This window comes from Senegalimassilia anaerobia JC110 (assembly GCF_000236865.1).
Lineage (GTDB): Bacteria > Actinomycetota > Coriobacteriia > Coriobacteriales > Eggerthellaceae > Senegalimassilia > Senegalimassilia anaerobia.
Genome location: NZ_HE611018.1, coordinates 19984 through 37797, shown reverse-complemented (window position 1 = coordinate 37797; position 17814 = coordinate 19984). Strand labels below are relative to the sequence as shown.

Below are 17814 nucleotides of genomic sequence, written 5' to 3'. Positions count from 1 at the left end.
GGGGCGGAACCTCTTTTTATAATGAGACGGATTCCAACGCGCGGGGCCGTCAAGCGAAGTCCCGTTTCGTCGTATGTCCGCAGCTAAGGCAAGGAGCCCGTTGTTGAACGTCATCCTCATGATCTTGTACTGCACCATCGTGCTGGGCATCTTGGTAGTCATCCACGAAGGCGGCCACTATCTGGCGTCGCGCGCCTTCGGCGTGCGCGTCACCGAGTTCATGCTGGGCATGCCGGGCCCCAACATCGGCTTCAAGAAATGGGGTACGAAGTTCGGCGTCACGCCCATTTTGCTGGGCGGTTATGCACGCGTGTGCGGCATGGAGCCGGGCGAGATGAGCCCGCATCTGGAGCCGGTGCTGGCGGCGCTGTACCGTCGGGGTACGGCGAACATGGAGGATATAGCCCGCGATTGCGGCATTCCCGATGAGGATGCGCTCAAGGCGCTCGATGAGCTGGTGGACTGGGGAAGCTGCACCGGTCCCACGAAGAAGGACGAGTACAACACGTATCGCGCCGCAGAGGTCATCCCATCCAAGAAGCAGATGCGCGTGGCGCTTGAAGCAGGCAAGCCCGCGCCGGAGCACTATGCCGAGGGGCAGGCGCGCCCGGTCGAGGATGCCCACGCGCTGTTCGAGAGCGAATATCGACAGCAATACCGCAGCCTGCCGTTTTGGAAGCGCTCGGTCATCCTGCTGGCCGGCATCGCGGTCAACCTGCTGTTCGCCATGCTGGTGTTCGTGGTGCTGTTCAGCGTCATCGGCTTCGATGTGCGGATGCAATCGGGCGAGGTGACGCACATGACGGTGGACCCAGGCCGCGCCATCGTGGCGGGCTTCACGTATATCGGCATGGTCGTGCAGGCGGTTGCGGGCCTGTTCAATCCGGCAACGGCGGCGCAAACGGTGTCCGATTCGTCTTCGGTGGTGGGCATCGCCGTGATGTCGAAGCAGTTCGCCGATGCAGGCTTGGTGCCGTTCATGCAGTTCATGGCCATGATCTCGGTGTCGCTGGGCATCATGAACCTGCTGCCCATCCCGCCGCTCGATGGCGGCCGCTTCGTCATCGAGGTGTTCCAGAAGCTGTCGAACAAGGTGGTCTCCATGCGCGCCATGAACGCCATGAGCGCCGCCGGCATGGCCTTGTTCCTCATGTTTTTCCTGGTCATGGTCAATCAAGATGTGCAGCGCATCATCTCGGGGACGTTCTTTGGGCAATAGGGGGACCGCGCTCCCATCCCATGTATCGCATAAGCCGGCAGGGTGCTCGTCCCCTTGCCGGCTTTTTCTTCGCCTGTTGCTTGTATACGTTTCGCCAACGAGAGGCGCTACGCTGGTAGAATAGCCGCTATGGAAACTAATGAGAACATGGGCAACGCGTGCGCCGCGGCTCCTTCGGGGGCCGCGGCTTGCCCGTTGCCGCAGGACGCTATGCGTCCCAATCAGAAAACGCGCCAGGTGCACGTGGGTAACGTGGCGCTTGGCGGTGGCGCTCCCGTGGTGGTGCAGTCCATGCTCAACGCCCCGGCCGATGACGCGCAAGCCAACCTTGCGCAGATCCAGCAGCTGGCCGATGCCGGCTGCGAGGTCGTGCGCATGGCCATCCCGCGCCGCAGCTGCCTGGACACGTTCCAGGCCGTGTGCGAGGAATCGCCTTTGCCCGTCGTGGCCGACGTGCACTTCGATGCGACCATCGCCATCGAGGCGGCGCGCCGCGGCGCGGCGAAGCTGCGCATCAATCCCGGCAACATCGGCGGCTTGGCGAAAACCGATGCCGTGCTCGACGCGGCCGGGCAGGCAGGCATCCCCATCCGCATCGGCGTGAACGCCGGCTCGCTCGACCAGGCGCTGGCCGAACGCAACGATCTTTCGCTTCCCGAGAAGCTGGCTGCCTCCGCGCGCCAGTATGTGGAATACTGCGAAGGGCGCGGTTTTCACGACCTGGTGGTCAGCGCAAAGGCCCACGATGTCATGACCACGGTGCGCACGTACCGCCAACTGGCACGCGAAATCCCGCATATCCCGCTGCACATCGGTGTCACCGAGGCGGGCACCACGTTCCAAGGCGTCATCAAAAGCGCCTCCGGCCTGGGTATCCTGCTCGAGCAGGGCATCGGCGACACCATGCGCATCTCGCTCACCGACGACCCGGTCACGGAAATGCGCGCCTGCTGGGCGCTGCTCGGCGCGCTCGACCTGCGCCGCCGCAACCCCGAGCTGATTAGCTGCCCTACGTGCGGAAGGTGCCAGGTCGATCTGATCGGGCTGGCTCAGGAAGTGGAGCGGCGCATCGCCTGCCTGGACAAGCCGGTGAAGGTGGCCGTCATGGGCTGTGTCGTCAACGGCCCGGGTGAGGCTGCCGATGCCGATATCGGCGTGGCCTGCGGCAAGGGCGTGGGCGTGGTGTTCCGCCACGGCCAAACCGTTCGAAAAGTGGAAGAAGGCGCCATCGTCGACGCTTTACTGGAAGAGATAAAGGACCTGTAAATGAACAACGCCAACATCACGCGCATGAGCGCCCTGTATGCTCCCACGCTCAAGGAAGACCCCACCGATGCCGAGATTGCCAGCCATAAGCTGCTGCTGCGCGCCGGCTTCATCCGCAAGACCGCTGCCGGCATTTACACGTTTTTGCCCCTGGGCAAGCGCGTGCTGACCAAGATCGAGAACATCGTGCGCGAGGAGATGGACGCATGCGGCGCCCAGGAGATCCGCATGCCCATGCTCCAGCCCGAGGAACTGTGGCAGGAATCCGGCCGCGCCGACGCATACGGCCCCGAGCGCATGCGCCTCAACGACCGTCACGACCATGAGTTCTGCCTCGGCCCCACCCATGAGGAGCTCATCACCGCGCTCGTGCGCGCCGAGCTGCGCTCCTACAAGCAGCTGCCGCTGAACATGTACCAGATCCAGACGAAGTTCCGCGACGAGATCCGCCCGCGCTTCGGCCTGCTACGCAGCCGCGAGTTCGTCATGAAGGACGGCTACAGCTTCCATGACACGCAGGAGTCGCTGCAGGAGGAATACGACAGGATGTACGCGGCCTATGAGCGCATCTGCGCGCGTTGCGGCCTTGAGTTCCGCCCCGTGCAGGCAGATGCCGGGCAGATCGGCGGCGCGGTCACCTGCGAGTTCCATGCGCTTGCCGAGGCCGGCGAGTCCGCGCTCGTGTATTGCGATTGCGGTTACGCCGCAAGCGACGAGGTGGGCGAGGGCCTGGCTCGCCCCACGGTCTACGATGTGCCCGAGATGGAGAAGGTGGCCACGCCCGGCGTGCACACCATCGCCGAGCTCGCCGAGTTCCTGGGCATCCCGGAATCCTCCACGGTCAAGGCGCTCTCCGGTAAGAACGACGAGGGCAAGCTCGTCGTGCTGTTCGTCCCCGGCGACCATGAGGTGAACGAGGAGAAGGCGGCCCGCGCCGCCGGCGGCTTCACCATCCTCACCGATGAGGATATGGAATCCTACGGCCTGCACAAGGGCTCCATGGGCCCGGTCGGCCTGCCCGAGGACGCCTTCGTCATCGCGGCAAACAGCTTGAAGGCGGTGCCGAAGTGGGTCGTCGGCGCAAACGAGGACGGGTATCACTACGTGGGCGCGCAGCTTGGCAAGGACTTCAAGGTCGACCAGTGGGCCGATATCATCACCGTCAAGCCCGGCGACTGCTGCCCGAAGTGCGGCATGGAGCTCAAGGGCGCGCGCGGCATCGAGGTCGCGCAGGTGTTCCAGCTCGGCGACAAGTACTCTCGTGCCATGAACGCCACCTTCATGAACAAGGACGGCAAGGAGCAGCCGTTCATCATGGGTTGCTACGGCGTGGGCGTGTCCCGTACCCTGGCCGCCATCATCGAGCAGCATAACGACGAGAACGGCATGATCTGGCCGATGTCCGTGGCTCCGGCGCACGTGTGCATCCTGCCGCTCGCCACCGGCGACGACCTGGTGCAGCCTGCTGCCGAGAAGCTGGCCGAGGAGCTGGCGGGCCTGGGCCTGGAAGTGGTCATCGATGACCGCAAGGAGCGCGCGGGCGTTAAGTTCGCCGAGGCCGACCTGATGGGCTGGCCGCTGCAGATCGTCATGGGCAAGCGCGGCCTTGCCGAGGGCAAGGTCGAGATCAAGCGCCGCGCTACCGGCGAGCGTCGCGATATCTCGCTGGAGGCGCTCTCCGAGGCGCTGACCTTCGCCAAGGGCGCGCAGCGCCGTTGGGGCAACAACCTGAACGCCTTCGCCGGCCTGTTCGCCGGGAAGGTCGAATAGCGCTTTCGCGAGCGCGTATCCCTCACGGGCCCGGCATGTGCCGGGCCCGTTTCGGTTATTTGGGGGCCTGCGTCCGGTGGGTTGCCGCGCCTGCGGTTGTTCGGGGGAGGCCTGCGTTCGGCGGGTTGCCGCGCCCGCGGCGATCGAGGTGGTTCGCGGCTGGGCGACCGTCTCTTCGCCCTTATCGTTGCTCGTAGCGCTGCGCCACCCATGTGCGCGCGGTCTGCACGAACGCCCGCGTGGCGGCCGAGGAGGTGTCCGCAGATCGCATGGCGATGGATATCTCCCGCCGCATCTCCAGATGCGGCGGGAGCACGGCCAAGGGGAGCACGGTATCTTCAAGCAGCAATCCTGGCAATATGCTGAAACCTAGCCCTTTGCTCACCATGTTCATGACGTTGTAGTCGCTATCGACGGCGAAACGCACGCGCGGCTTCACCCCGCTGTTGCGCAGCAGCGCTTCCGCTTCCTGCATCGATCTGCTTCGCGGTTGGATGAAAGGCTCCTCGGCAAGCGTTCGCGCAGGAACGTGGTCGGCGTGTGCGAGCGCATGGTCTGGCGGCAGCAGCACCATGATCGGGTCGTCATGCAGGGGGATGGCTTTAAGCGCTCGTTTTGCGGGTGCGACCAAAAACCCGCAATCGGCATCTCCGTGCCATAGGGCGCGCTCAAGTTCCGCTTCATCGTCGATGCACATCAGGTGCAGCTCTACGCCGGGGTATTTCCGTTCGAAAACCTTCACCATGCCAGGAAACCAATGGGTGGAGATGCTGGTGGGCGCGGCTACGCGCACCGCGCCGCGCTCCAGGCGCCTCAGCTCGGCTATCCTGCTTGCGAGCTGCCGTTCGCCGTTGCAAACGTTGGAAATCCACGGCAGCAGGTCCTCGCCTTCGGCTGACAGGTGGGCTTCCCCGTAATCACGTACGACCAATTGCACGCCCATCTCCTTTTCCAAGGAAGATATCATGCCGCTGATGCCTGATTGCGAGTAGCCAAGATCGTTCGCCGCTTGCGTGAAGCTGCCGGTTTCGGCAACGCGCAGCAGGGCCTTATATTTCGGGTTCACCATATGATGCTCCTTTGTGGGATGCAGCGGTTTTCGCTTGCGGCGGCGATGGTCTCGCGCCGCGACGATGCGGACGGGTTATCCGCACGTGCGAGCCCGGCAAGTTGGCACGATAAGCGCATGGGGGAGGCCCCCCAGCAATTGAGCATTGTAGCCGTAAGGGCATCTGCTGAATCCGGCAAGGCAAGGGGGAAGGCCGTGAAGCTCCTGTTTGCGCAGGGGACCGGCATCGCGGAGGCCCTTGGCGCGACCGCCGAGGCGCGTAAGGTATCGTTTCGGCTTCAACTTCGCGCTTGAGGTCGCCTAGGCGGCCGGGCGTGTTGCATTATAGGTACGTAGGGGCTTGCCGAATGTGCGAGCGTATCGAAAGGGGAATTGATATGGCAACGATCGGCGATGGTTTCAAGGACATCTTCCTGGCTGGCGTGGGGGCTATGGCCATCACGGGCGAGAAGGCCACGGATCTGGTGAGCACGCTTATCGCGAAGGGCGAGCTTACCGTCGAGCAGGGCAAGCAGATCAACACCGAGCTTGTGCACAAGGCGGCGAACGCCGCGCAGTCCGCGCGCTTCGATGCGCTTGAGGCGCGCATGTCGGTCATGACCCCCGAGGAGCGCGAGGCCTTCGCCGCGAAGGCGGCCGAGATCGCGGCGCGCCCGGCGGCGCAGCCTGTGCAGGAACAGCCGCAAGCCGAGGGCTCTCAGGAGCCTTCCGAGCAGGCCGAAGCGTCCGCTGAGCAATAGGGGTCGCGTGCTTCCATGGCCGACAACACGCTGTTGAAGTACTTCTTCTCGTCGGGTTCCGAGGTGGACCCCGAGGGGCAGTTCAACCTTACGCGCAAATCGCGCACGCAAAGGCTGCGCGAGATATATACCATCATGCAGAAGCATCACTTCACGAAGGGGTTCACGCCCGAATCCTTCCGCAGCATGCTGGAGGGCTTGGGCCCCAGCTTCGTGAAGATCGGGCAGACGCTGTCAACCCGTTCGGAGATCTTGCCCAAGGCTTATTGCGATGAGCTGAAGAAGCTGCAGGCAAGGTCGAAGCCTCTTCCGTTCGATGAGATGCTTGCGGCCATGGACTCCATCTACGGGGACGAACGCGAAAAGCTGTTCGCAGAGATCGACCCCAAGCCGCTCGGAAGCGCTTCCTTGGCGCAGGTGCACAAGGCGCGTCTTGCCGACGGCAGCGTGGTGGCGGTGAAGATCCAGCGGCCGGGCGTGCGCGCCACCATGGCGCAGGATATCGACATCATGCGTATCGTGGCTCGGCAGGCGTCGCGGTTCATCAAAGACGGGCAGATGCTCGACTTGCGCGATGTGGTCGAGGAGTTGTGGGCAACGTTTCTCGAGGAAACGGATTTCAAGCGCGAAGCGGCCAACCTGCAGGAGTTCGCGCTGCTGAACAAGGATGTGGCCTTCATCGCATGCCCGAAGGTCTATCCCGAGCTGTGTCGCGAGAATATCCTGGTCATGGAGTACGTCGACGGCATCCCCATCGATGATTTCGAGAAGCTGCGCGCTGCAGGATACGACTTGCAGGAGATCGGCGAGAAGATCCTGGACAACTATGCCACGCAGGTGCTGGATTTCGGCTTTTTCCACGCCGACCCGCATCCGGGCAACATGCTGGTGCGCGACGGGAAAATCGTCTACATCGACCTTGGCATGATGGGCCGCTTATCCCCGCGCGACCGCGCGGGGTTCGGCTCCATCATCAACGCCGTGGGGATGCAGAGCGCTTCAGAGCTCAAAGACGCCCTGCTGGCGTTCGCCATCCAGCGCGACAACAACGCCATCGACCATACACGCTTTCTGGCAGACCTTGATCTGCTGCTGAAAGACTACGGCTCATGCGACGTCAGCGCCATCGACGTCGGTCAGCTGCTTTCGGACATCCTCAACCTCACGCGCCAATGCAAGGTCACGTTGCCGCCGTCCATCACCAGCGTGTCGCGCGGCATCGTCACCCTTGAGGGTACCGTCATGCCGCTCATCCCCAATGAGAACATGGTGTCCATCATCAACGCGCATATCCAGCGCACGAAGGATGTGAAGGCTGAGATGATAAGCGCCATGCAGGAGCTGGCGCTGGCGTTGCGCGCCGCAGGCTCGGGCACGCTGGATACGGCGAAGTATGCAGGTCAGGCGCTGCACATGCTCACGCGCGGGCAGGTTAAGGTGAACATGGAGGTCCTGGGCTCCGAGGCGCCCATGCGCAGCCTTTCGATCATCATCAACAGGCTGTCGCTGGGCATCATCGTGGCAGGCCTGTTCATTGGCTCGTCCATGGTCGCCCTGTCCACCGTGGAGCCGCGCGTTCTCGGGGTTCCCGTGCTGTCCTTCTTCGGATATCTGGGCGCGTTGGTGCTGTCCATCTGGGTGGTCACGGATATCTTGCGCAAGCGACGTTAGCGCTTGTTACGACTTCATCTTCGTCTCCGTCTTGCATTTCGGGCACACCACGCGCATCGTTCCTTTCCCGCGGGGCACAGAAAGCTCCTGCCCGCAATTCTTGCAGCGGAAGTACTTCGTGGTCTTGCGGTTGGACCATTTCTTCTTCGCAAGCTCGTAGCTGCGGCGGGGTTTGGCGGACAGGCGCAGGTACTTCTGGTTCTCTTGGCGGCGTTTCCCGATGTTTTTCGAGCAGGTGCGCCAAATGGCCAGCGCCATCGCCGCAAGCGCGACATAGGAAAGCCATCCGCAATGCGGCAGGATGGAAGCTAGCATGGTGATGACGCCCAGCGCTACCAGCGCGTTGCAAAGGTCGTCGTTGCCGTAACGGCCCTGCATCCATACGGCAGTGCGTTGAGCCAATCGTTGGAAGAAGTTTTTCATAGAGGTGCCTAACGTTTTGGTGGTGCGGCGTATCGCGCCCCGTAAGGTGAGTTTGCAGCCTTGCGGGGCGCGGTGTTTACTGTATTGCTCTTTGCCTGGGGGCGCGGTGCGTGCTGGCGGGCGTTACCTAATGGTTCCCTTTTTCAGCACGGTTTTGCGACAGGGGCGAATCGTTGCGGGGCGACGCGTCCGTCTCCGACTCCGACCAAGCCCGCGTCTTATTGCAGGGACGTGTTCGCTCGATCCAGGATATCCTTCACCGTTTGCGGCTGCTGGTCGCGCAGCAGCGGGAAGGGCACCGGGGAGGCGGGGTCGTCCTCGAACCGGTTGGTCAGGAACTTCACGTACCAGGTGACGTCATGCCATTGTCCGCACGTGAAGCCGGCGTGTCGTTGATGCCCCATCACTTCGAAGCCGAGGCCTTCGTGCAGGCGTTGGCTGGGATCGTTCGGGCTGGTCACGATGCCGTACACCGCTTTGATTCCCTGTGCGGCGCATAGCTCGATGAGCGCACGGTACAGCACGGCGCCCAGCCCGTGGCTCTGCGCGGCGGGTGCTAGATACACGGAAAGCTCGGAGTTCCATCGGTAGGCGCCGCGTTCGCGCAGCTCGTGTGCGTAAGCGTAGCCCACCACCTTGCCGTCAAGCTCGGCAACCAGGTAGGGGTGGGCGGCAAGCACGCCGTCCGTACGGGCTTGAAAGGCCTCGCGCGTGGGCACTTCTTCCTCGAACGTTATGGACGTGTCTATGTAGGGCGCGTAGATGCCCAAGATGGCATCGGAGTCGGCGCTGGTCGCAAGGCGGATGACGGGAGTGGTCATGAAAAGGGCTCCTTCTCGTTTTCGATCAGGAGCCTATGGTACTACTGCTTTGCGGGGGTTGCGTGACGGTCGAGATGACGCCCGATTCCTACGCTGGACGCTTCTGTGCCGAGATTAGCTCGACTTCATCATCGGCCGATTCGCGGTTCGGGTGTGCTTTGCCGGCGTGATGCGGCGAATTGCGGGATACGCTGCGGCCTCGCCTGTTCCAACGCCGGGCGGTCCCGGCTTGTTTCCGCGAAGCCCAAGTCTTCTTGCATCGGGTGCGCGCGATATGGAAAACGCTACGAATCGTCGATGTTTGCGGTATACTCCGTAGACACATGCATAGACGAAGACAGCGGCGCGCATCATCGCGGTCGGCAGAGACGGGTCTCATCGGCTGAAAGGACCCGGGCGGCAGGCGCACTGATTCCCTTCCGAGCATCATGGCTGAAAGCGGGGCGCGGCAAGCGCGGACGTTTTAGTAGGCCGTGGCGGCAGCCCTCCGTTATCGGGGCGAATGAAGCGGGCGGTTCGCGCAGGTGCGCGTCCGTCAACCAAGGTGGTACCGCGAGAGCCTTCTCTCGTCCTTGGACTGGGTAAATCCCAGGCCAAAGGCGAAGAGGGCTCTTTTTTGTTGGCCGCATACGGCGGCCGTCGGCAAATATGGAAAGGATCGGACACATGGCAATCGTGGACGAGCTGTCGGCGTTGCGCACGAGCACGCTGGCCGCCATCGAACAGGCTGCGGACACTTCCGCGCTCGAGGAGGTGCGCGTGGCGGTGCTGGGCAAGGCCGGCACGCTGACGGGCTACCTGCGCGGCATGGGCCAGGTGGCGAAGGAAGAGCGCGCCGCCGTGGGCAAAGCGGTGAACGAGGTGCGCGGCGCCGTCGAGGCGGCGCTCGAGGAGCGCAAGCGCGCGCTTGCCGCCAAGGAGCTTGAGGCGGCTATCGATGCGGCGGCCGTCGACGTCACGCTGCCCGGCCGCGGCCAGCAGGTGGGCACGCGCCACCTCATCAACGCCATCACCGATCAGATCTCCGAGATCTTCCTGGGCTTGGGCTACACCGTGGCTCAAGGTCCCGAGGTGGAAACCGACTACTATAACTTCGAGGCGCTTAACGCCCCGGCAGACCACCCCAGCCGCAGCATGCAGGACACCTTCTACGTGGTCGACCGCTCCGGCGAGGAGTCCGCGGTGCGCGGCGAGTCCAAGGTGCTGCTGCGCACGCAGACCTCCGGCGTGCAGGTGCACGTCATGGAGCAGCAGAAGCCTCCCATCTACATCATCGCCCCGGGCAAGGTGTATCGCCGCGATGTCGCCGACCCCAGCCATCTGCCGCAGTTCACGCAGATCGAGGGCCTGGTCGTCGACAAGGGCATCTCGTTCGGCGACCTGAAGGGCACGCTCGACTACTTCTGCAAGCAGATGTTCGGCCCCGATCGCAAGACGCGCTTCCGCGCCCACTACTTCCCGTTCACCGAGCCTTCTGCCGAGGCCGATGTCAGCTGCGGCGTGTGCGGCGGCACGGGTCATCTGCACGATGGCGAGCGCTGCCGCATGTGCAAGGGCACGGGCTGGCTGGAGATCTTGGGCTGCGGCATGGTCGACCCCAACGTGCTCAGCATGTCGGGCATCGACCCGGAGGAGTATTCGGGCTTCGCGTTCGGCGTGGGCGTCGAGCGCGTTGCGTGCTTGAAGTACAACGTCCCCGACCTGCGCATGCTGCTCGAGGGCGATATGCGCTTCCTTCGCCAGTTCTAGCCCCGTTTGCTCGACGGCGAGGTCGCTCGGCGGCTCGGATCGGCGGAACCTAGCTCGGGTTTTCCGCTTTCGGCGCACGGGCGGTGGCCGTGCTCGGCTTGGTCGGATGCGTTTGATACGGCGCTTCGCCATCCAAGCCGATCCCGGCAAGCTCGGCCGTCCCACTGATTTTCATCGGCCTTGGCCGATGTCATAGAAAGAGAATGTCATGAAAGTATCGCTGAAATGGCTGAACGAATACGTTGAGGTCCCTACGGACATCAAGGCGTTCTGCGACAAACTCGACCTTACGGGAACGGGCGTGGAGGGCGTTGAGACGCTTGGCGCCGCGTTCGACCACGTGGTAACTGCCAAGGTCCTTAAAAAGGAGCATCATCCCGACTCCGATCATATGTGGGTGTGCTCGGTCGACGTGGGCGGGCTCAACGTCGACAAAGAAGGCAACCCCGAGCCGCTGCAGATCGTCTGCGGCGCCCAGAATTTCAACGAGGGCGACCATATCGTCACCGCCATGGTGGGCGCGGAGCTGCCCGGCGACGTGAAGATCAAGAAGTCCAAGCTTCGCGGCGTCGCCAGCTTCGGCATGAACTGCTCCGCGCGCGAGCTCGGTCTGAGCGGCGACCACGACGGCATCATGATCTTGCCCGAAGATGCCCCGGTGGGCGTCCCGTTCGCCGAGTACGCCGGACTCACCGACACCGTGCTCGACCTGGAGATCACCCCGAATCGCCCCGACAGCCTCTCCATCGCAGGCCTGGCTCGCGAGGTGGGTGCGATGTACCGTCGCGACTGGAACGACCCGCTGGCGGAGATGGCGGCCAAGCTCCAGCTCGACGCCTCCGCAACCCCCGTTGACGAAGAGGTCCAGATCACGGTCGAGGACGCTAAGCGCTGCCCGCGCTATACGGCGCGCGTCATCCGCGGCTGCAAGGTGGGCCCCAGCCCCGACTGGATGGTCGAGCGCCTTGCGGCCATCGGCCAACGTTCCGTCAACAACATCGTCGACGTCACGAACTACATCCTGTTCCTGTTCGGCCAGCCGCTGCACGCGTTCGACCTGGACAAACTGAAGAATGCCGATGGTCGTGCGCACATCGTGGTGCGCGCCGCGCAAGACGGCGAGCCGCTGACCACGCTTGACGGCGAGAAGCGCACCCTTACCAGCGACATGACCGTCATCTCCACCCCTGAGCAGGGTGCGGTTGCCTTGGCCGGCGTCATGGGCGGCCTTGACACCGAGGTGACCGATGATACGGTGAACATCCTGCTGGAAGCCGCCACGTTCGAGGCGGGCCGCACCAGCCGCACCAGCCGCAACCTTGGGCTTATCAGCGAAAGCTCCATGCGCTATGAGCGCGGTGTGGACGACCACGGCGTCGAGGCGCGTTCCGCCGCCGCGGCGGCCCTCATCGTGGAGGTTGCCGGCGGCACCGTAAGCGCCGCCGCGGCCGACGACCAGGGCATCATCGACGTGTGGCCCGAGCCCAGTACCGCCGCGCAGCTGAAGTTCCGCATCCCGCGCTTCCGTTCCATGATGGGTGCCCAGATCCCGCGCGAGTTCATCGTCGAGATTCTGGAGCGCTTGGGTTGCAAGGTCGAAGACACCGCGGACGAGGATGTGCTGGACGTGGTTTCCCCCACGTTCCGTCCCGATCTGCCGCGTGAGATCGACCTGTACGAGGAGGTGCTGCGCCTGTACGGCATGGACCTCATCCCCGAGACGCTGCCCGGCGGCCGCGGCCGCTTCGGCGTGCGCTCCCATATGGAGCACGTGCTGGATACCGTCAACCGCACCATGACGGCGTCCGGTCTCAACGAGACCATGACGTATTCCTTCGCCGAGCCCACCGAGCTCGAGCGTCTGCGCATGCCCGTCGAGGGGCTGGGCGACCCCGTGGAGCTCATCAACCCCATGAACTCCGACCAGTCGGTCATGCGCCAGAGCATCATCCCGGGTCTTTTGCGCTCGGTGGCGCACAATCAGGCTCGCGGCGTGAAGAACATCCAGCTCTACGAGCAGGGCATGGTGTTCTTCGCCCATGAAGGCAAGAAGCAGCCCAAGGAGCGCCGTCGCCTGGCCGGTGTCATGGCCGGCGCGTTCGGTGATGCGGCCTGGAACGTGCAGCCTGCGGCGTTCGACTTCTTCGATGGCAAGGGCGTCGTGGAGAACCTGATGCGCGAGCTGGCCATCCCGAAGGTCCGTTACAAGGCGCTGTCTGCGCAGGAGGCCCCGCATCTGCAGCCCGGCCGCGCCGCCCAGGTGCTCTCCGCCGGCACGGTGCTCGGCTGGGTGGGCGAGCTGCATCCGCTGGCTTGCGCCGCCTATGACGCGCAGGCGCCCGTGGTCGCCTTCGAACTGGACGTCGAAGCGCTCGCCAAGGTCTGCCGCCCTGCGCGCGACTACGTCGACGTACCCACGTTCCCGGCCGTTTCCATCGACCAGGCGTTCGTGGTCGACGAGGATGTCACGCACGAGCGTCTGGAGCAGTGCATGTCGTCTGCGGGCGGCAAGCTGCTGGCCGAGGTGCGCCTGTTCGATGTGTACCGCGATTCCGAGCGTATCGGCCAGGGCAAGAAGTCCATGGCGTACGCGCTGACGTATCGCGCCGCCGATCGCACGCTTACCGGCGAAGAGGTCGACAAGGCTCACGCGAAGCTGGTGAAGAAGGTCTGCGGCGCCACCGGCGCCGAGGTCCGCGCGTAAAGGCGATCAGCCCACGTGCCCAGGGAAGCCGCCGAGTTTATGCCCGGCGGTTTCCTTGTTTCAGGCGGATTCTAAGACTTAACCATGGCTAACAGCGTTACAATGGAGCGCAAACGAAAGGATGCGATATGTACGATAATCTGAAAAGCCCCGGTCGTAACGACGAATGCTGGTGCGGCAGCGGGCGCAAATACAAGAAGTGCCATCTCGATTTCGACGAGCGCTTGCAAAGCCTCTATGAGCAGGGCTTCGAGGTTCCCCAGCGCAGCTTGCTGAAAACGCCGGAGGAGATCGAGGGCATCAAAAGAAGCGCTGCTATCAACATCGGCGTGCTGGACCTCGTGGCCGAGCGGATCGGCGCAGGCGTTAGCACCGAGGAGATCGACAAATGGATCTATGATTACACCGTCGAGCATGGAGGCATCCCGGCAGACCTTGATTACGAGGGCTATCCGAAAAGCGTCTGCACGTCCATCAACGAAGTGGTCTGCCACGGCATCCCGTCGCCCGACGATGTGCTGAAAGACGGCGATATCGTCAACGTCGACTGCTCCACCATCCTGGATGGCTACTATTCCGACTCCTCGCGCATGTTCTGCATCGGCGAGGTGTCCGATGAGAAACGCCGCCTGGTGGAGGAAACCAAGAAGGCGCTGGAGGCAGGTCTTGCCGCGGTGAAGCCGTGGGGGCTGCTGGGCGATGTGGGCGCCGCGGTGCACGAATACGCTCACGCGCAGGGCTTTTCGGTGGTGCGCGAGTTCGGCGGCCACGGCATCGGCCTGGAATTCCATGAAGATCCCTTCGTCAGCCACGTATCCGAGCCCGGAACGGGCATGGTGTTGGCGCCGGGCTGCTGCTTCACCATCGAGCCTATGATCAACATGGGAGGCCACAAGATCGACATGACCGACCCCAATGGCTGGACCGTCCGCACTGCGGACCGCAAGCCCTCCGCTCAGTGGGAAGTGCAGCTGGTGGTCACGGAAACCGGCTATGAGCTTCTGAGCTGGTAATCTTTCACCCCGGTAGGGAAGTTGGGCAGCACGGCCCTCCCTGCCGGGGATTTTTTTTCACTTTATAACGAACAAACGTACGAAATCGTGTTATACTCCCGTTAACACTTCAGAGCCAGTGCAAGCGCCTCCTTCCAAGGTCGCCCGTAGATGGCAGCGGTGTTCCTCGCTGCCCGTTCCACGCTTGCAAGATCCTCTCCGTTTTTGGAACAATCGAAGAAGGTGTTTGCCATGTCCGGTAACGGGTCTGTGTCTTGCTGTGCGCAACCAGGTGCATTGGTCGTTATAGCGGCGCTTCCGCTCTGTCAGTTGCGCGATACGCTCGATTCAATGGAATATCAGCTGTTCGAAGGGGGCTTTATCCCGGCAGGATACGGTGCAGAAGGCGCTTGTGATTGGCCGGATATCGATCGTGTGGAGTATGGATCGGCCGTCGACCAGGTTTTGTCCGGTGCCTTCCCGCTTCGATGCGCATGCGCTATGGATTGCGCCGATGCCGTGTCCCTTGTGCAGGAGGTCGGCCATGTTGTGCTCTGATCTTCTTTGGGATGCGCAGTCGGTGTCTCGAAAACAGGTGCCCACGTTGCAGGATGCCTTACTGTGCTGCGATAGGGAAACGCTGCTTTCCATGGTCGAGCAGGGTTATGCGCGTCGTTTGCCGGGGTGGGGTCAGGCAACTCCGCAGCAGCGTCGCATCGCCCGCAAACGCATGGGTCGCGCTTTGGAAGCCATGCTCGACTGCGCGGTGAAGCGCAAAAGCGGCAAAGCCCTGTGCATATTCCCCGAAGAGCGCTTCGTCGTGCATGCGCGGCGGGGCCAGGCATGCATCGAGCGTTTGGTGCAGGCGCGCGTGGCGGATCTGTCTGCGGGCGCTGCGCGGCAAGGCGTCGCTGAAGGCGTGTGCCTGTTCGGCTGCGCTCCCTGGTCGCAAGTTCTTTCGTATCGCGTATGGCTCGAAGGCCCCTGGGATTGCTGCGAGCGCTACATGGTCCTTGCAAGCGCGTTCTGGCATCTGACGCATCAAACGCCGGTGTCGAGGCAAGGTGAATCGAGCTTCGGGGCTTTCAGCGCATCATCGGAAAGCGCCCCTTCAAAGACAAGTGCGCAATCCCTGCCTCGTTGCGATTGCTCGTTCGCAAGCTGCGAAGAAGCGTTCCCTCCGGCAGATTCCGTTGGCAGGCTTGCGGCGGTGCGAGCCGCGTCCATGGGATTGTATGTTCCCGACGCCTTGGAAGAAGCGTGTCAAGAGCGCCTTATCGCCAGGGTCGATAAACTCAATCAGGCCTGTGAGGGCGATTTTGTCAACAGGGTGGAAAACCTTATGGGCCGGCTGCAGGCGGCATAGCATCCTGCAATGAAAAGGGCCGCTCGAATGAGCGGCCCTGGAGTACCTTGAAAAGCTATATCGACTAGCCTTCGATCTCCACCAGCGTGATCTCGAAGTTCAGGTCCTTGCCTGCCAGTTCGTGGTTCATGTCAAAGGTTGCCACGCCGTCTTCGATCGACTGCACGAACACGGGGAAGATCTGACCGTCGCCGCTTTGCATGTACACCGTCTGGCCAACGGGAAGCTCGTTGCCGTTGGGGATCTGATCCAAGGGGATGCGCTGCACCAGCTCCTCGTTGCGCTCTCCATAGGCGTCGGCAGCGGGAATGTGCACGGTCTTGGTCTCGCCTTGCTCCATAAGCTCGACGGCGGCATCGAAGCCGGGGATCATCTGCCCGGCCATGCACGTGAACTCCAAGGGTTCGCCGCGATCCAGGGAAGAGTCGAACTTCGTGCCGTCGTCCAGCGTGCCGGTGTAATGAACCTTGACCTTTTTGCCTTTGTTGCTCATCGAAACGTCTCCTGTCGTATGGGTATTTCGCTCGGTTAAGTCTACCCGACAAACCTGAGGCCGGGCTCGGTAATGACGGGGGAACCGCGAAAAGTTCCCTTGCCGTTGCTTTACGCTTCCTTGGATTCCCTCTCTGCCAGGTCAGCAAGCGTGACCCGTTGGGCTACAAGACGTGAAAGGGGTTCAAGGAGCGTGCGGTCATCGGAGCTCAAGCCATTTTCAGCCAGCTCGACAACGCGGTCGCACAGGTCGGCTACCGGCGCTCCGTAAACACGAGCGTTGTAGCCGTGTTCCATCAGGGCGTCTTTCGCCATCTCAAAAGCATTGGCGTCTACATCGGCGAAAAGGGCTTCAAGCTGCTGCAGGTTGCCTTCGTTGTAGAACAAGCCCTTGATAAGGGCGGCATAGGCGATCACGTAGGGGATGGGCATAGAGTCCGCCGGGCGGATTTCCAAGTACGTTTTCAGCCGCACGTCGGGGAATTGCATGGAAACCGCGTGCTCCACCTGCTTTCGGGTCATCGGCTTGTCGGCGTACAGCTGTCCAAAGGTCTGTTCGCAGTAGCGCCAGCCCTCGTCCTCATCGGGCGCTACTATAGCGGGCGTGTCCAGCACGTACTCCGCATAGTCCTCGAATGTGAAGCCGCTCGAAAGCGCGCCGGGCACAAGGCCGCATCGGTCGCCGTCGGTGTGGAGCCATATGTCGGTCCTCATCAGTTTATGGGGGCGGGGCTTGCCTTCGAATACCGGCGAATTGTCGCAGATCAGGCTTAAGATAGGGGTAAGCGCATAAGCGATCCTCATTTTGCGAAGGCAATCCTGCTCGCTTGTGTAGTCGATGGAGATCTGCGTTGAAGCGCTGCCTCGCATCATGCAGGGGCCGTAGATGTCCTTTGCGCCAAGATATCGATTCATGAACGCGTAGCGGCGTTTAGGTATCAAGTCCAGGCTGCGTGCCGTGGCGGTGGGGTGGTAACCTTGCGCTACCACATGCATGCCTTTGGGGGCAAGCAGGTCATCAAGCGTTTTCCGATATGCGGTAAACGTTTCCTGGGCCTTTTTCAAATCATCGAACGGTCCCGCCGACAATTCGATTTGGGCGGCAGGCTCGATGGTGATCGCCTCTCCCGGGCGAGCTACGCCAAGAAGGTCGCCCTCTTCGTCTACGGTCGCTTGCGGATAGGATTCCCTTAGCTGTTCAAGCAGATGCGCGACGCCGTTCTCCTCGCTATATGAAACGGGGGAGCCGTCGGCGCGCACAATGGTCTGTTCCAGCTCGATGCCCAGTTTCCCATGCGATCCAGCGGGTTTGATGCCGCTTCGGAAAAAGTCCGCCAGGGCTTTGATATTGTGCTTACGAGCAGGTTGGGAGGCGTCGCCGCCGGCGACGTCGGTATGATTTTCGGGGGCTGGAATATTCATGTAACAAGCTCCTTGGCCGGTAATATCGCTGCAATCATACGTCAGTTTGGCTACAATAGGCCTTCAGTCGGCAGCCTTTGTAGGTAATCTGACACTATGAACTGTTCTAT

General features: G+C 62.5%; 15 protein-coding genes. 10 read left to right on the top strand and 5 right to left on the bottom strand.

What is annotated here, in order from left to right; all coding sequences use genetic code 11:
• The first annotated feature begins 100 nt into the window (after positions 1 to 100).
• The 3 genes from SFHG_RS09530 to SFHG_RS09520 all read left to right on the top strand — a co-directional run bounded on the left by SFHG_RS09530 (position 101) and on the right by SFHG_RS09520 (position 4255).
• Positions 101 to 1219 carry a site-2 protease family protein gene (locus SFHG_RS09530; RefSeq protein WP_202898174.1) on the top strand — a complete coding sequence of 373 codons (1119 nt, stop codon included), beginning with the start codon at positions 101 to 103 and terminating at the stop codon, positions 1217 to 1219.
• A gap of 210 nt (positions 1220 to 1429) precedes the next feature.
• A complete protein-coding gene (gene ispG / locus SFHG_RS09525; protein ID WP_042436984.1) occupies positions 1430 to 2485 on the top strand; it encodes a flavodoxin-dependent (E)-4-hydroxy-3-methylbut-2-enyl-diphosphate synthase in 1056 nt (351 codons plus the stop codon).
• Positions 2486 to 4255, top strand: a complete 1770-nt coding sequence (locus SFHG_RS09520; protein ID WP_042436863.1) for a proline--tRNA ligase — start codon at positions 2486 to 2488, stop codon at positions 4253 to 4255.
• A 181-nt stretch (positions 4256 to 4436) separates the two neighbouring features.
• On the opposite strand, the gene SFHG_RS09515 is transcribed toward SFHG_RS09520, so the two are convergent.
• Positions 4437 to 5324 carry a LysR family transcriptional regulator gene (locus SFHG_RS09515; RefSeq protein WP_042436862.1) on the bottom strand — a complete coding sequence of 296 codons (888 nt, stop codon included), beginning with the start codon at positions 5322 to 5324 and terminating at the stop codon, positions 4437 to 4439.
• 377 nt (positions 5325 to 5701) lie between these two features.
• On the opposite strand from SFHG_RS09515, the gene SFHG_RS09505 reads away from it, so the two are divergent.
• Together SFHG_RS09505 and SFHG_RS09500 are read left to right on the top strand one after the other, a co-directional pair.
• Positions 5702 to 6064 (top strand): hypothetical protein, encoded by a 363-nt coding sequence (locus SFHG_RS09505; RefSeq protein ID WP_042436858.1) that lies wholly within the window; start codon positions 5702 to 5704, stop codon positions 6062 to 6064.
• Between the two features lie 15 nt (positions 6065 to 6079).
• Positions 6080 to 7735, top strand: a complete 1656-nt coding sequence (locus SFHG_RS09500; protein ID WP_042436856.1) for an ABC1 kinase family protein — start codon at positions 6080 to 6082, stop codon at positions 7733 to 7735.
• A gap of 6 nt (positions 7736 to 7741) precedes the next feature.
• Here SFHG_RS09500 and SFHG_RS09495 read toward each other — a convergent pair whose 3' ends face one another.
• Together SFHG_RS09495 and SFHG_RS09490 are read right to left on the bottom strand one after the other, a co-directional pair.
• Entirely contained in the window at positions 7742 to 8158 is a 417-nt protein-coding gene (locus SFHG_RS09495) for a hypothetical protein (protein ID WP_042436853.1), read from the bottom strand.
• A 218-nt stretch (positions 8159 to 8376) separates the two neighbouring features.
• Entirely contained in the window at positions 8377 to 8979 is a 603-nt protein-coding gene (locus tag SFHG_RS09490) for a GNAT family N-acetyltransferase (protein ID WP_042436851.1), read from the bottom strand.
• 666 nt (positions 8980 to 9645) lie between these two features.
• Here SFHG_RS09490 and pheS point away from each other — a divergent pair.
• The 5 genes from pheS (at position 9646) to SFHG_RS09465 (ending at position 15790) form a co-directional block, all read left to right on the top strand.
• The gene (pheS, locus tag SFHG_RS09485; protein WP_042436848.1) at positions 9646 to 10728 is read left to right on the top strand and encodes a phenylalanine--tRNA ligase subunit alpha; all 1083 of its coding nucleotides are present in this window, start codon (positions 9646 to 9648) and stop codon (positions 10726 to 10728) included.
• A gap of 208 nt (positions 10729 to 10936) precedes the next feature.
• On the top strand, positions 10937 to 13432 hold the full coding sequence (pheT, locus tag SFHG_RS09480; protein WP_042436846.1) for a phenylalanine--tRNA ligase subunit beta: 2496 nt from the start codon (positions 10937 to 10939) through the stop codon (positions 13430 to 13432).
• Between the two features lie 128 nt (positions 13433 to 13560).
• Positions 13561 to 14445, top strand: coding sequence for a methionyl aminopeptidase (locus SFHG_RS09475; RefSeq protein ID WP_042436844.1), 885 nt, complete (start codon positions 13561 to 13563; stop codon positions 14443 to 14445).
• A gap of 150 nt (positions 14446 to 14595) precedes the next feature.
• Entirely contained in the window at positions 14596 to 14982 is a 387-nt protein-coding gene (locus tag SFHG_RS10700) for a hypothetical protein (RefSeq protein ID WP_148514844.1), read from the top strand.
• Positions 14969 to 15790, top strand: a complete 822-nt coding sequence (locus tag SFHG_RS09465; protein ID WP_042436840.1) for a hypothetical protein — start codon at positions 14969 to 14971, stop codon at positions 15788 to 15790. Before SFHG_RS10700 ends, SFHG_RS09465 begins: the two co-directional genes overlap by 14 nt.
• Before the next feature lie 64 nt (positions 15791 to 15854).
• Here the strand turns inward: SFHG_RS09465 and SFHG_RS09460 are convergent, their stop codons facing one another.
• Both SFHG_RS09460 and SFHG_RS09455 read right to left on the bottom strand, forming a co-directional pair.
• The gene (locus SFHG_RS09460; protein WP_042436837.1) at positions 15855 to 16283 is read right to left on the bottom strand and encodes an FKBP-type peptidyl-prolyl cis-trans isomerase; all 429 of its coding nucleotides are present in this window, start codon (positions 16281 to 16283) and stop codon (positions 15855 to 15857) included.
• Between the two features lie 110 nt (positions 16284 to 16393).
• Entirely contained in the window at positions 16394 to 17704 is a 1311-nt protein-coding gene (locus tag SFHG_RS09455) for a glutamate-cysteine ligase family protein (RefSeq protein WP_042436834.1), read from the bottom strand.
• Positions 17705 to 17814: the final 110 nt, after the last annotated feature.

Bases quoted from the DNA above. Each gene is read 5' to 3' on its own strand.
- SFHG_RS09520 (WP_042436863.1), top strand. From the start codon at position 2,486: ATGAACAACGCCAACATCACGCGCATGAGCGCCCTGTATGCTCCCACG.
- SFHG_RS09460 (WP_042436837.1), bottom strand. From the start codon at position 16,283: ATGAGCAACAAAGGCAAAAAGGTCAAGGTTCATTACACCGGCACGCTG.
- SFHG_RS09515 (WP_042436862.1), bottom strand. From the start codon at position 5,324: ATGGTGAACCCGAAATATAAGGCCCTGCTGCGCGTTGCCGAAACCGGC.
- SFHG_RS09475 (WP_042436844.1), top strand. From the start codon at position 13,561: ATGTACGATAATCTGAAAAGCCCCGGTCGTAACGACGAATGCTGGTGC.
- SFHG_RS09455 (WP_042436834.1), bottom strand. From the start codon at position 17,704: ATGAATATTCCAGCCCCCGAAAATCATACCGACGTCGCCGGCGGCGAC.
- pheT (WP_042436846.1), top strand. From the start codon at position 10,937: ATGAAAGTATCGCTGAAATGGCTGAACGAATACGTTGAGGTCCCTACG.
- SFHG_RS09495 (WP_042436853.1), bottom strand. From the start codon at position 8,158: ATGAAAAACTTCTTCCAACGATTGGCTCAACGCACTGCCGTATGGATG.
- ispG (WP_042436984.1), top strand. From the start codon at position 1,430: ATGCGTCCCAATCAGAAAACGCGCCAGGTGCACGTGGGTAACGTGGCG.
- SFHG_RS09465 (WP_042436840.1), top strand. From the start codon at position 14,969: ATGTTGTGCTCTGATCTTCTTTGGGATGCGCAGTCGGTGTCTCGAAAA.
- SFHG_RS09500 (WP_042436856.1), top strand. From the start codon at position 6,080: ATGGCCGACAACACGCTGTTGAAGTACTTCTTCTCGTCGGGTTCCGAG.
- SFHG_RS09490 (WP_042436851.1), bottom strand. From the start codon at position 8,979: ATGACCACTCCCGTCATCCGCCTTGCGACCAGCGCCGACTCCGATGCC.
- SFHG_RS10700 (WP_148514844.1), top strand. From the start codon at position 14,596: ATGGCAGCGGTGTTCCTCGCTGCCCGTTCCACGCTTGCAAGATCCTCT.
- pheS (WP_042436848.1), top strand. From the start codon at position 9,646: ATGGCAATCGTGGACGAGCTGTCGGCGTTGCGCACGAGCACGCTGGCC.
- SFHG_RS09505 (WP_042436858.1), top strand. From the start codon at position 5,702: ATGGCAACGATCGGCGATGGTTTCAAGGACATCTTCCTGGCTGGCGTG.